The sequence below is a fragment of the Caballeronia sp. ATUFL_F2_KS9A genome, assembly GCF_023630765.1.
GTDB lineage: Bacteria > Pseudomonadota > Gammaproteobacteria > Burkholderiales > Burkholderiaceae > Caballeronia > Caballeronia zhejiangensis.
Map to the genome: position 1 here is coordinate 135,520 of NZ_JALQEK010000030.1, position 18,787 is coordinate 154,306.

14 protein-coding genes are annotated in these 18,787 nt (G+C 63.9%); 5 read left to right on the forward strand and 9 right to left on the reverse strand.

What is annotated here, in order from left to right:
* Window position 1 precedes the first annotated feature (1 nt).
* Window positions 2-3,070 carry a formate dehydrogenase-N subunit alpha gene (gene fdnG, locus NCS67_RS18665; RefSeq protein WP_144403755.1) on the reverse strand — a complete coding sequence of 1,023 codons (3,069 nt, stop codon included), beginning with the start codon at window positions 3,068-3,070 and terminating at the stop codon, window positions 2-4.
* Between the two features lie 250 nt (window positions 3,071-3,320).
* On the opposite strand from fdnG, the gene NCS67_RS18670 reads away from it, so the two are divergent.
* The 3 genes from NCS67_RS18670 (at window position 3,321) to NCS67_RS18680 (ending at window position 7,317) form a co-directional block, all read left to right on the forward strand.
* Entirely contained in the window at window positions 3,321-4,655 is a 1,335-nt protein-coding gene (locus tag NCS67_RS18670) for a YihY/virulence factor BrkB family protein (RefSeq protein ID WP_008352820.1), read from the forward strand.
* Between the two features lie 325 nt (window positions 4,656-4,980).
* Window positions 4,981-6,144 carry a porin gene (locus NCS67_RS18675; protein WP_008352819.1) on the forward strand — a complete coding sequence of 388 codons (1,164 nt, stop codon included), beginning with the start codon at window positions 4,981-4,983 and terminating at the stop codon, window positions 6,142-6,144.
* A 240-nt stretch (window positions 6,145-6,384) separates the two neighbouring features.
* Window positions 6,385-7,317, forward strand: a complete 933-nt coding sequence (locus NCS67_RS18680) for a glycerophosphodiester phosphodiesterase family protein (protein WP_008352817.1) — start codon at window positions 6,385-6,387, stop codon at window positions 7,315-7,317.
* Window positions 7,318-7,323: 6 nt separating this feature from the next.
* Here NCS67_RS18680 and NCS67_RS18685 read toward each other — a convergent pair whose 3' ends face one another.
* The 4 genes from NCS67_RS18685 to NCS67_RS18700 form a co-directional block, all read right to left on the reverse strand.
* Window positions 7,324-8,190 (reverse strand): proteasome-type protease, encoded by an 867-nt coding sequence (locus NCS67_RS18685; protein ID WP_008352816.1) that lies wholly within the window; start codon window positions 8,188-8,190, stop codon window positions 7,324-7,326.
* A gap of 67 nt (window positions 8,191-8,257) precedes the next feature.
* Complete coding sequence (locus NCS67_RS18690; RefSeq protein ID WP_250436077.1) at window positions 8,258-9,037, reverse strand: transglutaminase family protein; 780 nt, start codon at window positions 9,035-9,037, stop codon at window positions 8,258-8,260.
* Window positions 9,038-9,040: 3 nt separating this feature from the next.
* Window positions 9,041-9,994 (reverse strand): alpha-E domain-containing protein, encoded by a 954-nt coding sequence (locus NCS67_RS18695; RefSeq protein WP_250436079.1) that lies wholly within the window; start codon window positions 9,992-9,994, stop codon window positions 9,041-9,043.
* A 1-nt stretch (window position 9,995) separates the two neighbouring features.
* On the reverse strand, window positions 9,996-11,402 hold the full coding sequence (locus NCS67_RS18700; RefSeq protein ID WP_033536712.1) for a circularly permuted type 2 ATP-grasp protein: 1,407 nt from the start codon (window positions 11,400-11,402) through the stop codon (window positions 9,996-9,998).
* A gap of 139 nt (window positions 11,403-11,541) precedes the next feature.
* Between NCS67_RS18700 and NCS67_RS18705 the strand changes: the two genes are divergently transcribed.
* Complete coding sequence (locus tag NCS67_RS18705; RefSeq protein WP_250436081.1) at window positions 11,542-13,116, forward strand: 3'-5' exonuclease family protein; 1,575 nt, start codon at window positions 11,542-11,544, stop codon at window positions 13,114-13,116.
* On the opposite strand, the gene NCS67_RS18710 is transcribed toward NCS67_RS18705, so the two are convergent.
* Window positions 13,113-13,856, reverse strand: a complete 744-nt coding sequence (locus NCS67_RS18710; RefSeq protein ID WP_175979546.1) for an SDR family oxidoreductase — start codon at window positions 13,854-13,856, stop codon at window positions 13,113-13,115. The two genes, NCS67_RS18705 and NCS67_RS18710, sit on opposite strands and share 4 nt — an antisense overlap.
* A 121-nt stretch (window positions 13,857-13,977) precedes the next feature.
* Between NCS67_RS18710 and NCS67_RS18715 the strand changes: the two genes are divergently transcribed.
* Window positions 13,978-14,880, forward strand: a complete 903-nt coding sequence (locus NCS67_RS18715) for a LysR family transcriptional regulator (protein WP_033536698.1) — start codon at window positions 13,978-13,980, stop codon at window positions 14,878-14,880.
* A 126-nt stretch (window positions 14,881-15,006) separates the two neighbouring features.
* Here the strand turns inward: NCS67_RS18715 and NCS67_RS18720 are convergent, their stop codons facing one another.
* The 3 genes from NCS67_RS18720 to NCS67_RS18730 all read right to left on the reverse strand — a co-directional run bounded on the left by NCS67_RS18720 (window position 15,007) and on the right by NCS67_RS18730 (window position 18,716).
* A complete protein-coding gene (locus NCS67_RS18720) occupies window positions 15,007-15,468 on the reverse strand; it encodes an HU family DNA-binding protein (RefSeq protein WP_008352802.1) in 462 nt (153 codons plus the stop codon).
* Window positions 15,469-15,666: 198 nt separating this feature from the next.
* Window positions 15,667-16,434, reverse strand: a complete 768-nt coding sequence (locus tag NCS67_RS18725; protein ID WP_008352800.1) for an endonuclease/exonuclease/phosphatase family protein — start codon at window positions 16,432-16,434, stop codon at window positions 15,667-15,669.
* Window positions 16,431-18,716: a VTT domain-containing protein gene (locus tag NCS67_RS18730; protein ID WP_250436082.1), complete on the reverse strand. Its 2,286-nt coding sequence runs from the start codon at window positions 18,714-18,716 to the stop codon at window positions 16,431-16,433. The genes NCS67_RS18725 and NCS67_RS18730 overlap by 4 nt, the downstream gene beginning before the upstream one ends.
* Between the last annotated feature and the right edge of the window lie 71 nt (window positions 18,717-18,787).

Genomic DNA, 18,787 nt, shown 5'->3' on the forward strand with positions numbered 1-18,787 from the left:
CCTATGCCTTCTCGACCTTCACGAGGAACGACTTGAACTCGGGTGTCTGCGAGTTCCCGTCGCCCACGGAAGGCGTGAGCGTGTTGACGAGATAGCCCGGCTGCGTGAGGCCCTTGAAGCCCCAGTGCAGCGGCAGGCCGACGGTGTGCACCTTCTTGCCCTCCACAGTCAGTGGTTTGATGCGCTTCGTGACGAGCGCCACCGCGACGACATGCCCGCGATTGCTCGACACCTTCACGCGATCCCCCGCGACGACGCCGACTTCCTTCGCATGCTCCTCGCCGATCTCCACGAACTGCTGCGGCTGCACGATCGCGTTGAGCCGCGCGTGCTTGGTCCAGTAGTGGAAGTGCTCGGTGAGGCGATACGTGGTCGCGGTGTCCGGGAACTTGTCGGCGGTGCCGAACGCGGCGCGATCGTCGGGGAAGACGCGCGCGGCCGGATTGCTCGTCACCGCCTTGTTGTCGGGGAAGAACGGGTTATGGCCGAGCGGCGTCTCGAACGGCTCATAGTGCGCGGGGAACGGGCCTTCGTTCATGCCGTCGCGTGCGAAGAATCGCGCCACGCCCTCCGGATTCATGATGAACGGACTCATGCCCTTGTCCGGCGGTTCGTCGACCTTGAAGTCGGGGACATCCGGACCGCCCCACGCGCGCCCGTTCCACGCGACGAGCTTTCTCGACGGATCGAACGGCTTGCCGTTCACATCGCACGATGCGCGGTTGTACAGCACACGCCGATTCGCCGGCCACGCCCACGCCCAGCCGAGCGTCTGCCCGATGCCCGTCGGATCGGAGTTGTCGCGCCGGCCCATCTGGTTGCCCGCCTGCGTCCACGATCCGCAGAAGATCCAGCATCCGCTGGCGGTCGAGCCGTCGTCGCGCAGTTGCGCGAAGCTCGCCAGTTGTTCGCCGCGTTTGGCGAGGACCTTCGTCTGATCGGTCGGATCGGTGACGTCGGCGAGCGCGCGGCCGTTGAACTCCATCGCGATTTCTTCCGGCGTCGGGCTTTCCGGGTCCGCGTACGGCCACGTCATCTTCAGGATCGGATCGGGATATTTGCCGCCCTTCTCCTGATATGCCTTGCGCATGCGCAGCCACAATCCCGACATGATCTCGAGATCGCTTCGCGCTTCGCCCGGCGGCGTCGTGCCCTGCCAGTGCCATTGCAATACGCGCGACGAACTGACGAGCGAGCCGCGCTCTTCGGCGAAGCAACTCGTCGGCAGACGGAACACTTCGGTCTGAATCTTCGACGAATCGACATCGTTGAATTCGCCGTGATTCTTCCAAAACTCCGACGTCTCGGTCGCGAGCGGATCCATGATGACGAGCCATTTCAGCTTCGACAGGCCGAGCCCGATCTTCGCCTTGTTCGGCGCCGCCGCAAGCGGATTGAAGCCCTGGCAGATGTAGCCGTTCATCTTGCCCTGCGCCATCAGCTCGAAGACCTGCAGCATGTCGTAGGACTTGTCGAGCTTCGGCAGCATGTCATAGCCGAAGTTGTTGTCGGCCGTCGCGTTATCGCCCCACCACGACTTCATGAAGCTCACGTAAAACGCGCGATAGTTCTTCCAGTAGCTCAGTTGATTCGGCCGCAGCGGCTGCGACGCGCGCTTCTTGATGTAGTCCTCGTATTCCTGCTCGCCTTCCATCGGCAAGGTCATGTAGCCGGGCAGCAGATTCGACATCAGGCCGAGATCGGTCAGGCCTTGAATGTTCGAGTGCCCGCGCAGCGCATTCATGCCGCCGCCCGCGATGCCGATATTGCCGAGCAGAAGCTGCACCATCGCGCCCGTGCGAATCATCTGCGCGCCGACCGAGTGATGCGTCCAGCCGAGCGCATAGAGAATCGTGCCGGCGCGATTCGGCGCCGCGGTCGTCGCGAGCATCTCGCAGACCTTGAGGAACTTGTCGGTCGGCGTGCCGCAAACCTTCGTCACCATTTCCGGCGTGTAGGCGGCGTAGTGCTGCTTCAACAGGTTGTAGACGCAGCGCGGATGTTGCAAGGTCGGATCGGTCTTCACATAGCCGTCGTCGCCGCGCTCGTAATCCCAGCTCGTCTTGTCGTACTTGCGATGTTCCGCGTCATAGCCCGAGAACACGCCGTCCTTGAACGCGAAGTCCTCGCGCACGATGAACGACATGTCCGTGTAGTTCTTCACGTACTCGTGCTGGATCTTGTCGTTCGTGAGCAGATAGTTGATGACGCCGCCGAGGAACGCGATGTCCGTGCCGGTGCGAATCGGCGCGTAGAAATCCGCGACCGATGCCGTGCGCGTGAAGCGCGGGTCCACGACGATGAGACGCGCGCGCCGATGCGCCTTCGCCTCCGTCACCCACTTGAAGCCGCACGGATGCGCCTCGGCTGCATTGCCGCCCATCACGAGAATCAGGTCCGTGTTCTTGATGTCGACCCAATGGTTCGTCATCGCTCCACGGCCAAACGTCGGGGCAAGACCTGCCACCGTCGGGCCATGTCAGACACGCGCCTGATTATCGAATGCGAGCATTCCCCAACTGCGCACCGTCTTGTGCGTCAGATAGCCAACTTCGTTGCTTCCCGCCGACGCCGCCAGAAAGCCCGAAGTCAGCCATCGATTGACCGTCTTGCCGTCGGGCGTCTTCTCGACGAAATTCGCATCGCGATCTTCCTTCAACAACTCGGCGATGCGATCGAGCGCCTCTTCCCACGAGATGCGTTTCCACTCGTTCGACCCCGGCGCGCGATGCTCGGGATACGTCAGCCGGCTCGGGCTATGTATGAAGTCGATGAGCGATGCGCCTTTCGGGCAGAGCGTGCCGCGATTGACCGGATGATCCGGATCGCCTTCGATGTGGATGATGCTCGATTTTGCGTTCTTGGCGTTGTCGCCGAGACCGTACATGAGGATGCCGCACCCGACTGAACAGTACGGACAGGTGTTGCGCGTTTCCGTGGTGCGCGACAGTTTGTATTGCCGGACTTCGGCGAGCGCGGGAGCCGGAGAGAAGCCCATTGCCGCCAGGCTCGAACCGGCGAGCGTGCTCGCAGAGACCTTGAGGAACTGTCGCCGTGACATTTGGAGCATGATTGCCCTCGGCGCGTCGTAATGTGGGTTACTGGGTTACTAAAGTATATGGTGCCCGATTACATCCCGCAGACAGGTTGACACGGTATTTGCACCAATCACAGGTCTTGCGCGCGTTGCATGCAACGAATACTTCATACGCAACCTTGTCGCTTTAGCAAGCGCCGCGCCTGGCCACGCATGTTCTGGAATGGAACGTGCTCGACGAGGTGAAACATTCGCGCTCCATTCATCGAACCGAGAGGTCGCCATGAGTTCCGTCTCAACCCAGAAGATCGAAGCGGTGGTGAAGAAAGACGCTTCGTGGGCGCTCGGCGCGCTGAAGCAGTTCTCGGAAGACCGCTGCGCCGCGATGGCCGCGAGCATCGCGTTCTACTCGGCGTTCTCGCTCGCGCCGACGCTCGTCATGGTGATCGCCGTCGCGGGCTGGATCTTCGGACCGGAGGCGGCGCGCGGGCAACTTTTTCATCAAGTGAACGGACTCATCGGCGATCAGGCCGCGGCGGGCGTGCAGAGCATCGTCGAGAACGCGCATCGCAGCAGCGGGACCGGCATCGCCGCGATCATCTCGTTCGTGCTGCTCGCGGTCGGTGCATCGGCGACGTTTTCATCGCTCAACACGGCGCTCAACATCGTCTGGCCGATGAGCGGCGAGCAGCGCTCCAGCATCATGACGCTGGTGCGCGTGCGGCTCGTGTCGTTCGGGCTCGTGCTCGGCGTCGCGTTTCTGCTGATCGTCTCGCTCGTGCTCGATACCGCGATTCAGGCGGTCGGCATGTGGCTGTGGGCAAATTCGCCGTTCGTGATCGTCGGCGATGTCGTGCAGCTCGTGGTCGGGCTCGCGATTCTCACCGCCGCGTTCGGCGCATTGATGAAGTTCCTCCCCGATGCGCCCGTGCAATGGCGTGATGCGCTCGTCGGCGGGCTCGTCTCCGCGCTGCTTTTCTCGGCGGGCAAGAAGCTGTTCGCCTTGTATCTGACCCACGCGGGCACCGCGAGCGCGTTCGGCGCGGCGGGTTCGCTCGCCGTGCTGCTGATGTGGCTGTACTTCTCCGCCGCCGTGCTCCTGCTGGGCGCGGAATTTTCGGCGGCGCGCGCGCGAATGCACGATCCGCGCGGCGCATGGGGACAGCAGAACAATGGCCGCGTGCCGCCGGGCAGCCGCGCGAAGATTGGCTCGCTGCTCGCGGCCTCGACGCGCACGGCTGTACCGGTCGCCGGCGCCGCATCCGCCGCCGCGCCGCTCACGCCGGCAAGCGCTCCTGACGATGCCCCCGCCACCGCGAGCGCGCGCCGCGCGATCGGCGCCCGCGCACAACACGCGCAACAACTGACGGGACAGGCGCGCAAGAAGGTATCCGCCGTCGCGCGGGCGCTGGCGTTGTCGCGCAAGCTCGCGCGCGCCGAATCGACGGCCACGCGCGCCACCGCGCTCGCGATGGTCGGCGCTGGCCGCAAGGCATCGCATGCGAATGCTGCGGTGCGGCGGCATCCGTGGCGCGCGGTGCTCGTGGCGGCAGGCGCGGGAATGGCGCTCGCATTGCTTTCGCGTCGCGATGCCGCGCGTGAAAACGACCGAGGCTGAGGCGCTTGCGCGCTATGTCGCGCGGCTGTCCGTCGAATCCGAAAGATCGCGCGCCGGGAAAGCGATTTGTTATTTGAAAAGCAAGTAATCGAATATCGGCGTCCGGAAAATCCGATTCAAATGTCCGATTGCGCGCGGAACTTTTCCGCGATAGCCCTGTCTCCCAAAATTCCCCTTGCGACTGCCTGAGAACCTTGACAGGCGGGCTTCACGCCCAAGTGTGTGTTTTTCGAGACAGTCAATATTTTTTCGTTTCTGAAGTTACGAAACGTTGCGTTATTCTCTGCGCCGGCAACAACGATTAATCATTCGCGTGGAGAATTCGATGAAACGAATCGCACTGACGTCCCTCTCGCTGGCGCTGCTCGGCGCAGCAGGCGCGGCGCAAGCACAAACGAGCGTGACGCTCTATGGCGTGATCGATACCGGTCTCGCATATGTGAGCCACGCCAACGAAAACGGCGACCATCTGTTCGGCATGGTCAACGGCACGCTGTCCGGCCCGCGTTGGGGCTTGAAGGGTCAGGAAGACCTCGGTGGCGGCCTCAAGGCAATCTTCCAGTTGGAAAGCGGCTTCGATCCGGGCACGGGTCAGTCGAACCAGGGTGGTCGTCTGTTCGGCCGTCAAGCGTTCGTCGGTTTGAGCGGCAACCAGTGGGGTACGGTCACGTTGGGTCGTCAGTATGACCCGTCGGTCGACATGGTTCAGGGCCTCACGGCCGACAACTACTGGGGCGCTGCCTTCGCAACGCCGGGCGACGTCGACAACTACGACAACAGCCTGCGCGTGAGCAACGCCGTCAAGTACGTGTCGCCGGTGTTCTCCGGCTTCCAGTTCGAAGGCATCTACGGCTTCAGCAACCTCGCGGGCGCTACCGGCCAGGGCCAGACCTGGGGTGCCGCTGCAACGTACGGCAACGGTCCGTTCTCGTTGGCCGCCAGCTACCTGTACGTGAACAACCCGACGGCTGGCCGCACGACCGGCACCACCGGCTGGAACAGCCCGTCGTCGGATTCGCTGTTCAACACGGTGATCAACGTCGGCTACCAGACGGCCCACGCAGTCGCCATCGCGCGCGGCGCAGGCCAGTACGTGTTCGGTCCGTTCACGGCCGGCGCTTCGTACAGCTTCGCTCAGTACAAGAACGACGGCAGCTCGACGTTCACGGAACAAGAGAAGTTCAACGTCGCCAACGCGTACCTGAACTTCCAGCTGACGCCGGCAACGCTGCTCGGCCTGGGCTACACGTACACGCACGGCAGCGGCGACACGTCGGCGAACTACCACCAGGTTTCGATCGGCGCGGACTACTCGCTGTCGAAGCGCACGGACGTCTACGCTGTCGGCGCGTATCAGCACGCAAGCGGCACGCAGCGCAACGCGGACGGCTCGACGCAAGAAGCGCAAGCTTCGATCAGCGACTTCGGTTTCGCAAGCGGCCGCAGCCACCAGGAACTGGTGCTCATCGGCCTGCGCCACAAGTTCTAAGAACAACCGACTGGCGTGGCACGCGAGTGCCGCGCCGGAAGGACTGCAGCATCCTCGAACAGCCATCGGTTTTCCGATGGCTGTTTTTTTTCGCGTCCGAAAGCGGCAAGCGCAACAAAGTGTTGAATCAACCGCGTGCGCGTCATCCCGCCCGGACAACGGCGGCAGAATCGGCCGAATCTCAATGCCCCGGGGGTTCGCTGAATGCCGCTTCGCTCAAGACTTCTGGCTCCGCTTGCAATGGCGGCGTGCATCGCCGCAACCGCCTGCACGACAGCCGCGCATCGGTCCGATACTGCGCACGCGTCCGCCTTGCCGATGATCATCGCGCATCGCGGCGGCGCAGCCGATTACCCGGAGAACACGCTGATCGCCATCCAGGGCGCGCTGCACAATCGCGCCGATGCGATCTGGCTCACAGTGCAACTCACCCGCGATGGCGTGCCGGTGCTCTATCGCCCGGCCGATCTCTCGACCAACACGGATGGCAACGGAACGGTCGCGGACCACGACTTCGGCGCGCTGCAACATCTCGACGCCGGACGGAACTTCGCCCTCGCCGATGGAAACGGCGTGACGCGCTATCCGTATCGCGATCACGCGCTGCGTATTCCATCGCTCGCGCAGGCGTTGCGCGTGATTCCGCCCGACGTACCCGTGATGCTCGACATGAAGGCATTGCCCGCCGGACCTCAGACGGCGGCGGTCGCGCGCGTGCTGGACGAGGAAAACGCGTGGTCACGCGTGCTGATCTATTCGACCGATGCCGCCTATCAACGGGCCTTCTCGGCCTATCCGCAGGCACGTTCGCGGCTGTTCGAGTCGCGCGATGCGACACGCGCCCGCCTCGCCTACGTGGCGCTCGAATCCACGTGCAAGGACGCACCGTCGCCCGGAAGATGGACCGCGTTCGAGTATGCGAGAAAGATGGAATTGGTCGAAACGTTCACGCTCGGGGAAGCGCGCTCGGCGGTGACGTCGAGACTCTGGACGCCCGCAGCGGTGCAGTGCTTTCGCACCAGAGGCGAGACCCCGATCCTCGCGATCGGCATCGACAACGCCGACGATTATCGCGCCGCCGCCTGTATCGGCATGACGGCCGTGCTCACCGATTCGCCGCGAAAGATGCAAGCGGTCAGGTCGGGCATTGCGCTGCCGCTGCCGTGCCCCTGAAGCCGCTCACTGATGCGGCGCGTTGCCGTTCGATTCGACGTCTTGCGCGAGCGTCTGCGCGGGCGCGCCCGGGCACGGCAGATCGCCGATGACGAGCCGCGGCACCGTGCTGCGCGTCTCGCGCGGACGCAGCGGAACATTGTCGAGCTCGGTCCACGAAGGGTTCGGAATCTCGCCGAAAAGCTGCCTCAGACGCTCGCCCCAGGTCTTGTTGATCATCTGGTAGTACGCGCTGTTGTTGTCGAGCGTGGCGAAGCGCGTGACGCGCAGCGAGTCCTTCTCGTAGACCAGCAGATCGAGCGGCAGACCGACCGAGAGATTCGAGCGCAGCGTCGAATCCATCGAAATGAGCGCGCATTTGGCGGCTTCGTCGAGCGGCGACGACGGCGTGATCACGCGATCGATGATCGGCTTGCCGTACTTCGATTCGCCGATCTGGAAATACGGCGACACACGCGTCGATTCGATGAAATTGCCCGCCGCGTAGATCATGAAGAGTCGCGGCGGCTGGCCGAAGATCTGTCCGCCGAGGATGAAGCTGCAATTGAAGTCGACGCTGAATTCAGCGAGCGACAGCGCGTCGCGCCGATGCACCTCGCGCACCGCATCGCCGACGATGCGCGCGGCTTCCGCCATCGTCTGGACGCTATACAGCGTGGGCGCGTTCGGATCGGAGGGCTCCACGAGCAGATGCGTCACCGCCTGCGTCAAGGCGAGATTGCCCGCCGCGAGCAGGACGAGTACGCGCTCTCCCGGCTGTTCGAAAACAGCCATCTTGCGCGCGGCGCTCACGTGGTCCACGCCGGCGTTGGTGCGCGTGTCGGACAGGAACACGAGTCCCTCGTCCACGCACATGCCCACGCAATAAGTCATGTCGATCCGTCCTGAAACAAGCAAACCCACATTGTACTGAGCGCGAACGCGCGTCGCATCGATGCGTTCACTGATCCGGCTGTGTATCGATGCTCACATGCACCGTCAGCGTTTCCTCCTTCCCGCCGACGCGCGAGCCGCGCACCGGCGCCGCCGATTCGTAATCGCGCGCGACGGCAAGGCGGCAATGACGCTCGCCCGCGAACGCCGCACGGGTCGCATCGATCGACACCCAGCCGTGCTCGATCCACACGTCGGTCCAGGCGTGCACGTCGGCATCCAGATAGCCGCTCACGCAGCGCGCCGGCACGCCCCGCGCGCGGCAGCACGCGAGCATCAGATGCGCGAGATCGCGCGCATCGCCGAAGCCGCTCGCGAGCGCCTGCGCCGCCGTGCCCGCCGCATACGCCGGCTCCGTGCGATACCGCACGCGCTCGCCGATACGCTCCGTCAGCGCGATGAGCGACGCGGGCGTATCGAGCGCGTCGACGCCGTGCGCGAGCTCGCGGATCGCGGCATCGGGCGCGGTAAGCCGCGTGGGACAGGTGAAATGTTCGAGCGGAATCGGACCGGCTTCATCGAAGAGACGGCCATCGGATAAAGCCTCCGTTTCGATCTCGCCCGCCACGCTCACATGAATCTCGCTGTGCGGCTTCGTCAGCACGAGCGTGTGCAGCGCGTTGCCGTAGGCGTCGCGCGTGAGGTCGAGCTTGCCCGGCGCTTCGACATGCCAGTGCCGCACGATCTGCGACGCGCCGCTCGCCGGACTCACGCGAAACTGCTGGATCGAATACGTGACCGGCGTGGCGTAGCGATAGCGGATGTCGTGGCGAATGGTCAGCAGCATGATTCACGCGATCGGCAACATGAGGAAGGTGTGCATCACGCGCAGGCCGAGTTCGTCGACACGCTTGAGAAACTGCGTCAGCCACGCGTGCACGCCCGTTTCGAGTATCTGGCGGATGTCGGCATACAGCACATCGGCGCGCAGCTTGCCCGCGAAACGCTCGCATTCCTTCGACGCGTCCGTGCGCAATTTCGCGAGCGTGTCGCAGACGCCGTCGAGCGATGCCAGCAGCGAACGCGGCATCTGCTCGTTGAGGATCAGCAGTTCGACGACGCGCGCGGGCGTCACGACATCGCGATACACCTTGCGATAAATCTCCAGCGCCGACACGGAACTCAGTATCGACGTCCAGTAGTAGAAGTCATCGAGCTGCCGCGCGGCTTCGCGCGAGTTCGGCGTGGCATCGGCGAAACGGACATCGAGAATGCGCGCCGTGTTGTCCGCGCGTTCGAGATACGCGCCGAGCTGCATGAAGAAAAACGCGTCGTCGCGCAGCGCGGTGCCCTGCATCACGCCGCGGCACAGATTCGAGCGGTACTTGACCCATTCGAACAGTGCATCCGGGCTCGTTTGCAGTTCCATGTTCGCGAGGCGCTGAGTGAATTCGAGCCAGGTGAAGTTGATCGTTTCCCAGCCGTCGGTGGTGAGCGTGCCGCGCACCGCGCGCGCATTTTCGCGCGTCGCCTGCAGGCACGAGAGGATGCTCGACGGATTGCGCGCATCGGCGACCATGAAGTGCAGCATGTCCTCGCGCGAGCGCGATCCCGGATGACGCGCGTCGAACATGTCTTCCAGCTCGGATATCTTCAGCACCGAACGCTGCGCGCGCGCTTCCTGCTCGGGCGTTTGCGGCAGGAGCGCGCCTTCCATGTTGATGTCGAGCATGCGCGCGGTGTTCTCGGCGCGCTCCATGTAACGCGCCATCCAGAACAGGTGATCGGCGGTTCGGCTCAGCATGTCATTCGACCATCCACGTATCTTTGGTCCCGCCGCCTTGCGACGAATTGACGACGAGCGAGCCTTCGCGCAGCGCGACGCGCGTGAGGCCGCCCGCGCACATCGACACTTCGCGGCCCGACAGCACGAACGGCCGCAAATCGATATGACGCGGCGCGATGCCCGCCTCGACGAAGGTCGGGCACGCGGAGAGCGCGAGCGTCGGCTGCGCGATATAGCCTTCGGGCCGCGCGAGCAGCAACGCGCGAAAGGTTTCGATCTCCTCTTGCGTCGATGCCGGCCCGACGAGCATGCCGTAGCCGCCCGCGCCGTGCACTTCCTTCACGACGAGCTCCGGCAGATGCGCGAGCGTGTACGCGAGATCGTCGGGCTTGCGGCACTGAAACGTCGGCACGTTGTTCAGGATCGGCTTCTCGCCGAGATAGAACTCGATCATGTCGGGCACGAAGGGATAGATCGATTTGTCGTCGGCGATGCCGGTGCCCATCGCGTTCGCGAGCGTCACGCGCCCCGCGCGATACGACGTCAGCAAGCCCGGAATGCCGAGCGCCGAATCGGCACGAAACGCGAGCGGATCGAGAAAGTCGTCGTCCACGCGGCGATAGATCACGTCGACGCGGCGCGGGCCGTGCGTCGTCCGCATGAAGACATAGTTGTCGTCGACGAAAAGATCCTTGCCCTCGACGAGTTCCACGCCCATCTGCTGCGCGAGGAAGGTGTGCTCGAAGTACGCCGAGTTGTACATGCCGGGCGTCAGCACGACGACCGCCGGATCGTCGACGCCTTCAGGCGCGATCGAACGCAATGTTTCCAGCAGCAGGTCTGGATAATGCGCGACCGGCGCGACGCGGTTCTGCACGAAGAGTTCGGGAAAGAGCCGCATCATCATCTTGCGGTTTTCGAGCATGTACGACACGCCCGACGGCACGCGCAAATTGTCTTCGAGCACGTAGAACTCGCCCGCCGCGCCCGCGCGCACCACATCGACGCCCGCGATATGCGCGTAGACGTCGAGCGGCACGTCGACGCCCTGCATTTCCGGCCGATATTGCGCGTTCGTGTAGACCTGTTCGGCCGGAACGCGCCCGGCGAGCACGATGTCGCCGTCGTGGTAGATATCGTGCAGAAAGAGATTGAGCGCCTGCACGCGCTGCCGCAAACCGGCTTCGAGCACGCGCCATTCGTCGCCGGGAATGATGCGCGGAATCATGTCGAAGGGAATGAGCCGCTCGGTGCCGGACAGATCGCCATTCACCGCGAACGTGATGCCGACGCGCCGGAACAGCACGTCCGCTTCGGCGCGCTTTCTCGCGATGGTTTCGGGGCGCTGCTGCGCGAGCCAGCGTGAAAACCGCGCGTAGTGACTGCGCACGGTGTCGTCCTGACGCATTTCATCGTAGATCTGCATCATTGCGTCCTTCGTTTTTTTACCGCATTTCCTTGCAGTATCGGACGAAAGTGCGCGACGTGCGCCACTTTTTTAGCGCGCGTTCATGGTGCACGGCCGTTTCGCGCTAGACTGCCCGCTCAACGCTCAACGTTTCATCATGTCCGACGCTTTCGAAGACGAAGCCGATTCCCTCGCCGATGCCCTTCTCGCAGGACTCGCGCGACCGATCGTTTTCGTCGATCTGGAAACCACCGGCTCGAACGCGACCGAGGACCGCATCACCGAAATCGGCGTCGTTGAAGCGAGCACGGCGGGCATCGAGCGCTGGAGCGTGCTCGTCGATCCGGGCGTGCCGGTCCCGCCGTTCATCGCGCGCCTGACCGGCATCGACGACGCCATGCTGCGCGGCCAGCCCACCTTCGAATCGCTCGCGCCCGCGCTCGCCGAGCGGCTGCACGGCAAGCTCTTCGTCGCGCACAACGCGCGCTTCGATTACGGCTTCCTCAAGAACGCCTTTCGCCGCGCGGGCATCGCGTTTCGCGCGGATACGCTGTGCACGGTGCGGCTGTCGCGCGCGCTCTTTCCATCGGTCGAAAGACATGGTCTCGATGCGCTCATCGCGCGGCTGAACCTCGCGCCCGAAGGACGCCATCGCGCGCTCGCCGACGCCGACCTGCTCTGGCAGTTCTGGCAGAAGATTCACGCGCTCTATTCGCAGGATCTCGTCGACGCAGCCATCAAAACGCTCGTGCGCCGCGCGAGCTTGCCCGCCGCGCTGCCCGAAGGCGCGCTCGATGCGTTGCCGTCGGCGCCCGGCGTCTATCTCTTTCACGGCGACGACGACGTGCCGCTCTATGTCGGCAAGAGCATCAACCTGAAACAACGCGTTGCGGCGCATTTTTCGGGCGATCACAGGCTTCAGAAGGACTTGTCGATCTCGCAGGCGATCCGTCGCATCGAATGCCGCGAGACGGTCGGAGAGCTCGGCGCGCTGCTGCTCGAAGCGAAGCTCGTGAAGGAGCTGAAGCCGACGCACAATCGCTTGCTCAAAGGCGCATCGGCAACGTGTGCGTGGCAGTGGCTACCGGGCGCGCACGCGCCGACGCTCGTGAAGGCGAACAACCGCGATCTGTCGCGCGAGGAACATCTCTTCGGCGTGTTCGCGTCGCGCGCGAAAGCGCATGCGTTCATGCGCCATCTGGCGGATGAACACAATCTCTGTCACGCGACGCTCGGCCTCGAAAAAGCGCCGCTTTCGCCGGGGCGCGGCTGCTTCGGCTATCAGGTGAAACGCTGCCTCGGGTCGTGTGCGGGAATCGAAACGCTCGCGGATCACGCCTCGCGTGCGCTCGATGCGCTCGAAGGCGCGCGCCTCGTGAAATGGCCGCACGAAGGGCCGATCGCCGTCTGCGAGCGCGATGAAGCATCGGGTCGCGAAGCGTGGCACGTAATCGATCGATGGTGCTATATCGGCACATGCGCGACACGCGACGGCATCGCGCCGTTGCTCGCCGACGCACCCGACCTACGCCCGTTCGACTCCGATGTGTACAGCCTGATCGCGAAGCGCCTCGCGCCGGAACAACTGCAATGGATCGCATGCGATGCGCGGCCTGCGTTCCAACTCGTCGTACAGGACGCGCCCGCGCGCGCCGCCGTCACACAGCAGACGAAACGCGCGACGACGAAGCGCCGCGCACCCGCCGACGACCAGTTCGCGCTGATGCTTTAAGCGATGCCGCCGTTCGCGCGCAGCACCTGGCCGTTGACCCAGCCCGCATCGGGCCCGACGAGAAACGCGACGATCGAGGCGATATCGTCCGGCTGACCGAGACGTTCGAGTGGCGGCATCTTCGAGAACGTGGCGATCTGCTCGTCGGTCTTGCCCTCGAGGAACAGCGACGTCGCCACCGGTCCGGGCGCGACCGCATTCACCGTGATGCCGCGTCCGCGCAACTCCTTCGCGAACACATGCGTGAACGATTCGACCGCCGACTTCGTCGCGTTGTAGATCGCGTAGCCCGGCATGTTGAGCGCGAGCGTCGTGCTCGAAAAGTTCACGATGCGCCCGCCGCCCTTCATGCGCGCCGCCGCTTCGCGCAGCGTGTTGAACGTGCCGCGCACGTTGATATCGAACGTCTGGTCGTAAAGCGCATCGCTCGTGTCGGCGAGCGGCGCGGTCTTCAGAACGCCCGCGTTGTTGACGAGCGCATCGACTTTGCCGAGCTGCGCTTCGACGGTCTCGAACATGTCGCGCACGTCGTCGGCTTTGGCGACATCCGCTTTTACCGCGATCGCCGTGCTTCCCGCTTCGCGCAATTGCACGACGAGCGCATCCGCTTCCTTCGCGCTCGACGCATAGTTCACCGCGACCGCGAAGCCGTCGCGTGCAAGACGCCGCGCGATCTCGGCGCCGATGCCGCGCGACGCGCCCGTGACGATCGCCACGCGTTTCGATTGGGTCTGACTCATGATGGGCTCCTCAAAGTGGCTGTTCGATGAGCAGCATGATGAATCATTCCGTTTTCGCGATCATCGTGCGTGGATTAGTATCATCGTTCCAGTAGCTTTAACAATTCACCGCCCATTCGCCATGGATCGATTCCAGGAAATGCAGGTCTTCGTGCGTATCGCGGAGCGGCACAGCTTCACGCAAGCGGCCGACGATCTGCAGATACCGCGCGCCACCGTCACTAATCTGATGAAGCGCATGGAAGAGCGGCTCGGCGCGCGCCTGCTCGAACGCACGACGCGCACGGTGCGCCTCACGCCCGATGGCGAAGAGCACTATCGGCGTTGCGTGCGTCTCATCGCCGATCTGGAAGAAGCGGAAGGCTCGTTCAAGCACGCGGAGCCGAAGGGTTTGTTGCGCGTGAATCTGCAAGGCACGCTCGCGCGGCATTTCATCATGCCGGGACTGCCCGCGTTTCTCGAGCGTCATGCGCAGATCGAACTGCATATCGGCGAGGACGACAGGCTCGTCGATCTCGTGCGCGAAGGCGTCGATTGCGTGCTGCGCGCGGGCATGTTGCAGGATTCGTCGATGATCGGCCGGCGCGTCGCGCTGCTCGAACAAGTCACCGTGGCGAGTCCCGCGTATCTCGCGCGTGAAGGCACGCCGGATGATCTCGAAGCGCTTGCATCGCATCGCGCGGTGAACTTCGTATCGAGCGCGACGGGTCGCGCATTGCCGCTGGAGTTCAGCGTCGACGGGCGTATCGAGACCATCGAATTGCAGGCGTCGGTTTCGGTGTCGGGCGTCGAACTCTATACGCAAGCCGCACTCGCCGGACTCGGCATCGTGCAGGTGCCGCGCTATCACGTCGACGATGCTTTGAACAATGGCCGTCTGCGACTCGTGCTTCCCAACCTTCCGCCACCACCGATGCCGATCTCCGTGCTGTATCCGCATAACCGGCAGCTCTCCGCGCGCGTACGGGTTTTCGCGGATTGGTTGAGCGAGATCTTCGCGCCTTTCAACGCGCGCGCGTCATAAGGAAAGCAAAAGCAAGGAACGCAAAAGCAAAAGAGGCCAGCATCCCGATGAAGGGAAGCTGGCCTCTTGTTCGACGCGCTTCGATTTCGCCAACGAAACCGAAGCCGTGATGCCGGCGAAAGAGACTTAAGCCGCTGCGTCCTTCAGCTTCTTCAGCGCGCGCGCCTTGATGCGAACGCTTGCCGGCTTGGCCGGGAACCAGCGCTCCTCGCCCGTGAACGGGTCCTTGCCGAAGCGCTTCTTCTTCGCGGCCACGGCTTGCGCGGTGATCTTCAGCAGGCCCGACAGCGTGAATTCGCCAGCGCCCTTCTTGTGGATCGAACCGAGGATGGTGTCTTCCAGCGCGACCAGCACGGCCTTCACCGCTTTCACGTCGACAGCGGCGCGATCTGCGAGATGCGTTGCGAGCGATGCCTTCGTGAACGTGTCCTTGATCGGCGTGGGAGCGCCGCTCGTGGTCTTCTTCGCGGCTACTTTCTTCGCGGCAACTTTCGGTGCTGCTGCTTTCTTCACCGGTGCGGCAGCGGTCTTCGCCGTGGCCTTCTTGGCCGGGGCTTTCTTGGCAGCGGTTTTAGCGGAAGTCGGCATGTTTCTCCTACCTGTTTTTGGTCAGTGATATTCGAATACGTTCGCACCGATGCGTTCGTATCACGCCGGATTCTACATAGGCCAAGCGAGTTCGTGCGAGTCTTTTGCGCTTTTATATCGTTTTTATAGGGGTTTTTCGTGGCGTCGCGCTGACACGCAAGTCATGGAGCCGCGTTTACATCGCATACGTCGCGCGCTTTATCGCTGCATCGACGATGCAAATGCGCGATGCGCGATATGCGCGATGAGCGGATAGTGATCCGATGCGATACGCGAAAGCGGCGTGCGATGCACATCGACACGCATGAGACGTTCGCCCGGATGCACCCAGATGCGATCGAGCGCGAAGAGCGGATAGCGCGTCGGAAAGGTGCGCAACGCACTCGCGCGATGAAAGTGCGTGACGAGCCGCCGCAACGTGCGGCCATAGACGAACCATTCGTTCAGATCGCCGAGCAGGATCACGGGCAGCGCGGGCGTATCGAAGCTTTGCAGCACTTGCTCCACTTGCGCGCGCCTTTCGCTCGATGCAAGCCCGAGATGCGTCGCGACCACACGCCAGAGTTCGCCGCCGCAATCGATATCGGCATCGAGCGCGCCGCGCGGCTCGCGGCTCCTGAACGAAAGATCGAGCGTGCGGACCGCGCGCACCGGATAGCGCGTGAGCACTGCGTTGCCGTAACGCCGTTCGGGCGTGTCGAGCGTCGGGCCCGCGACCGCGTTCAGGTTCGTCATGCGTTGCAGCACGTCGAGCACATCGGGCGCGCCGCTGCCGCCGAGCGGCACTTCCTGCAGCGCGAAGATGTCCGCATCGATCTCGGCGAGCACTGCGCCGATGCGTTCCGGCGCGAACTTGCCGTCGATGCCTATCGCGCCATGCAAGTTGTATGTGGCGATGCGCAGCTCGCGTGCGCGCGCGTCCTTCATATATTCGCGTTCGATGACGGTCTCGTGCATCAGCGTCATGAGTTGACCTCGTCGGGGCGCTCGTTTTTCGTCGACGATTCGCGCGGCATCGTGCCGTTCTCGCGCAGTTCGCTCGCGCGTTTGGCTTCGTCGCTGGCGCGCGATTTGTCCGCATCGCTCGGTGCGCCTTCGTGCGCGTCGTGACGATTCTTGCCGCCGAGAAAGCGCTGCAGCAGCAGCGACGCGCCGATCAGCGCCGCGCCGATGCCGATCAGCACCGCGAACGAGCCGACCGTCGGCCGATGCAGCGACGCGACGAACTGATGCGCGAACGCGACCGTCAGAAAGATGCCGGGGCCCATGCCGAGCATCGTGCCGATCATGAAGTCGCGCATGCGGATATGCGATGCGCCCGCCACGAGATTGACGATCGCAAATGGTGCAACGGGCAAGATCCGCAACACGACGACCGCGACGATGCCGCGCTTCGCCACGCGTTCGGACAGCCGGTTGACGCGCGCGCCCGCGAGCTTGCGGACCGCGTCACGGCCGAGCCAATTGCCAAGGGAATACGATATCGCCGCTGCAATCGTCGTGCCGATGAACGCATAAGCCGCGCCCCAGGACGCGCCGAAAACGATGCCCGTCGTCGCGATCAGCAACGTGATCGGCACGGCCATGACGGCCGCGATGACATAGCCGAGCACGATCCAGACCGGCGCGAGCGGCAGCGAATCGATATGGCGCGTCGCGTTCGTGAGCGACTTCAGGTTCACGTAATCGCCGAGCGGCGTCCAGTGCCACAGACCCGCGACGACCACGACCATCAGCGCGAACATGCCGAGCAGCGCGAAGCGGCCGATGAGCGGACGCGTCTTTTCCGCAGGCACGAACTGATCGACGAGTTCGTCGGCGGCGATCGGCGTTTCGGGATCGATCAGCGCCTCGGGCGGAATCAGCTGGTCGAGCTCCGTCGACACTTGCGGATCGAGCGGCACCATCGTGCGATGTTCGTCGCGGTCGCGCAACAGCGCCTGAATTCCCGCATTCGTGCCGTTGCGCGCCTCTCGTTCGCGCACCACATCCGCGATATCGCAACCGAGATGCTCGGCGAGCAGCGTGTCGCGCATCGTCGCGATCGCGCGGCGGATACGCGCATCCGCGCCCGCATCGATCGAGACGTTGCATTCGCTGTCGAGGACCATCGAGCGATTGTTCAGATTGGCCGAACCGACGATCAGCAATTCGTCGTCGACGATCATCAGCTTGCTGTGCACGTTGACGATCGCGTCGCCGAGCTTCGGCACGCTCGGGCACAGCAGCCGATAACGTCCATGCGCGTCGGCGTTTTTCAGAAGCCTGTGCAGGCGCGCGCGCAGCACGCCCATCGTCACTTCCTGAAGCCAGCCGCTCTGATTGCGCGGCACGACGATCGTGAGATCGGGTCCGTCCTCGCGAGCGAGCGAATCCGCGAGCGCCGCGCCGATCGTCCCCGAAGTGAAGTACTGGTTCTCGATATAGATGCTGCGCCGCGCCCGCGCGATGGCGTCGAGATACTGCGTGCGAATCTGCTGCACCGGTTCGCGGCCGAGATAATCCGGCTCGGTGAGCGAGATGGCGATATCGACATCTTCGAGATCGACGCGTCGCGAAGGCGGCCACGGATCGTTCTGCAGCGTCGCGCGATGCGCGCGAATCGCGAGGCGCTTGCCGCATGCGCGGGCCCATCGTTCGCGTGCGAGCTGGCCGATTTCGCGCGCGGCGTCGCCATCGAACATCGTGTGGACGTCGTGAAACGGCTGATATGCCGCGCCGTTCGCATCGCGGCGCAGCGGCTCGTCGGGCGCGTGCGCGGACGTGTCCCAGCGCGAGCGCGTGAGATCGAGTCCGCCGACGAATGCCACGCGATCATCGATCACGACGATCTTCTGATGCTGCGATCCGCCGAGCGGATGCTTGCCGTCCATCTGGAACGCGATGCGCCGGTGCGTGCGCCAGCCCATCTTGTAGACGGGCAGCCATTCGCGCTCGAATGCGTAGAGCATCGCGAAATCCCAAGCGAGAATGTAGATGCGCAACCGCCGCTTGTCGCCCGCGAGCGCGTGCAGAAAATCGCCGAGCGCTTCGGGATAGCCGTCGTCCGCGCCTTCGGGCGTGAGCTTCATGCGGCTATCGATATCCCAGCCGAGGATGAACACCGTGCGCTCCGCGCGCGTGAGCGCCTCGCGCAGCACGCGGAAATAATCGGCGCCATCGATGAGCAGACTGAAGCGATCTGCGTGACGCACGCTCGCGCAATTGCGCCCTGGCTGAAAAAACGGCTCGTCGTTTGCGTGGTTCATGTGCCTCTGTGTGCCTCTGCATACCCCGCGACGGGCTTCGCGGCGAAATAACTTTCGTTTTGCAAGCCCCA

Excerpts from the sequence above, each read along its gene's own strand:
- NCS67_RS18670 (WP_008352820.1), top strand. The coding sequence starts at position 3,321 with ATGAGTTCCGTCTCAACCCAGAAGATCGAAGCGGTGGTGAAGAAAGAC.
- NCS67_RS18675 (WP_008352819.1), top strand. The coding sequence starts at position 4,981 with ATGAAACGAATCGCACTGACGTCCCTCTCGCTGGCGCTGCTCGGCGCA.
- NCS67_RS18680 (WP_008352817.1), top strand. The coding sequence starts at position 6,385 with ATGGCGGCGTGCATCGCCGCAACCGCCTGCACGACAGCCGCGCATCGG.
- NCS67_RS18685 (WP_008352816.1), bottom strand. The coding sequence starts at position 8,190 with ATGACTTATTGCGTGGGCATGTGCGTGGACGAGGGACTCGTGTTCCTG.
- NCS67_RS18690 (WP_250436077.1), bottom strand. The coding sequence starts at position 9,037 with ATGCTGCTGACCATTCGCCACGACATCCGCTATCGCTACGCCACGCCG.
- NCS67_RS18695 (WP_250436079.1), bottom strand. The coding sequence starts at position 9,994 with ATGCTGAGCCGAACCGCCGATCACCTGTTCTGGATGGCGCGTTACATG.
- NCS67_RS18700 (WP_033536712.1), bottom strand. The coding sequence starts at position 11,402 with ATGCAGATCTACGATGAAATGCGTCAGGACGACACCGTGCGCAGTCAC.
- NCS67_RS18705 (WP_250436081.1), top strand. The coding sequence starts at position 11,542 with ATGTCCGACGCTTTCGAAGACGAAGCCGATTCCCTCGCCGATGCCCTT.
- NCS67_RS18710 (WP_175979546.1), bottom strand. The coding sequence starts at position 13,856 with ATGAGTCAGACCCAATCGAAACGCGTGGCGATCGTCACGGGCGCGTCG.
- NCS67_RS18715 (WP_033536698.1), top strand. The coding sequence starts at position 13,978 with ATGGATCGATTCCAGGAAATGCAGGTCTTCGTGCGTATCGCGGAGCGG.
- NCS67_RS18720 (WP_008352802.1), bottom strand. The coding sequence starts at position 15,468 with ATGCCGACTTCCGCTAAAACCGCTGCCAAGAAAGCCCCGGCCAAGAAG.
- NCS67_RS18725 (WP_008352800.1), bottom strand. The coding sequence starts at position 16,434 with ATGACGCTGATGCACGAGACCGTCATCGAACGCGAATATATGAAGGAC.
- NCS67_RS18730 (WP_250436082.1), bottom strand. The coding sequence starts at position 18,716 with ATGAACCACGCAAACGACGAGCCGTTTTTTCAGCCAGGGCGCAATTGC.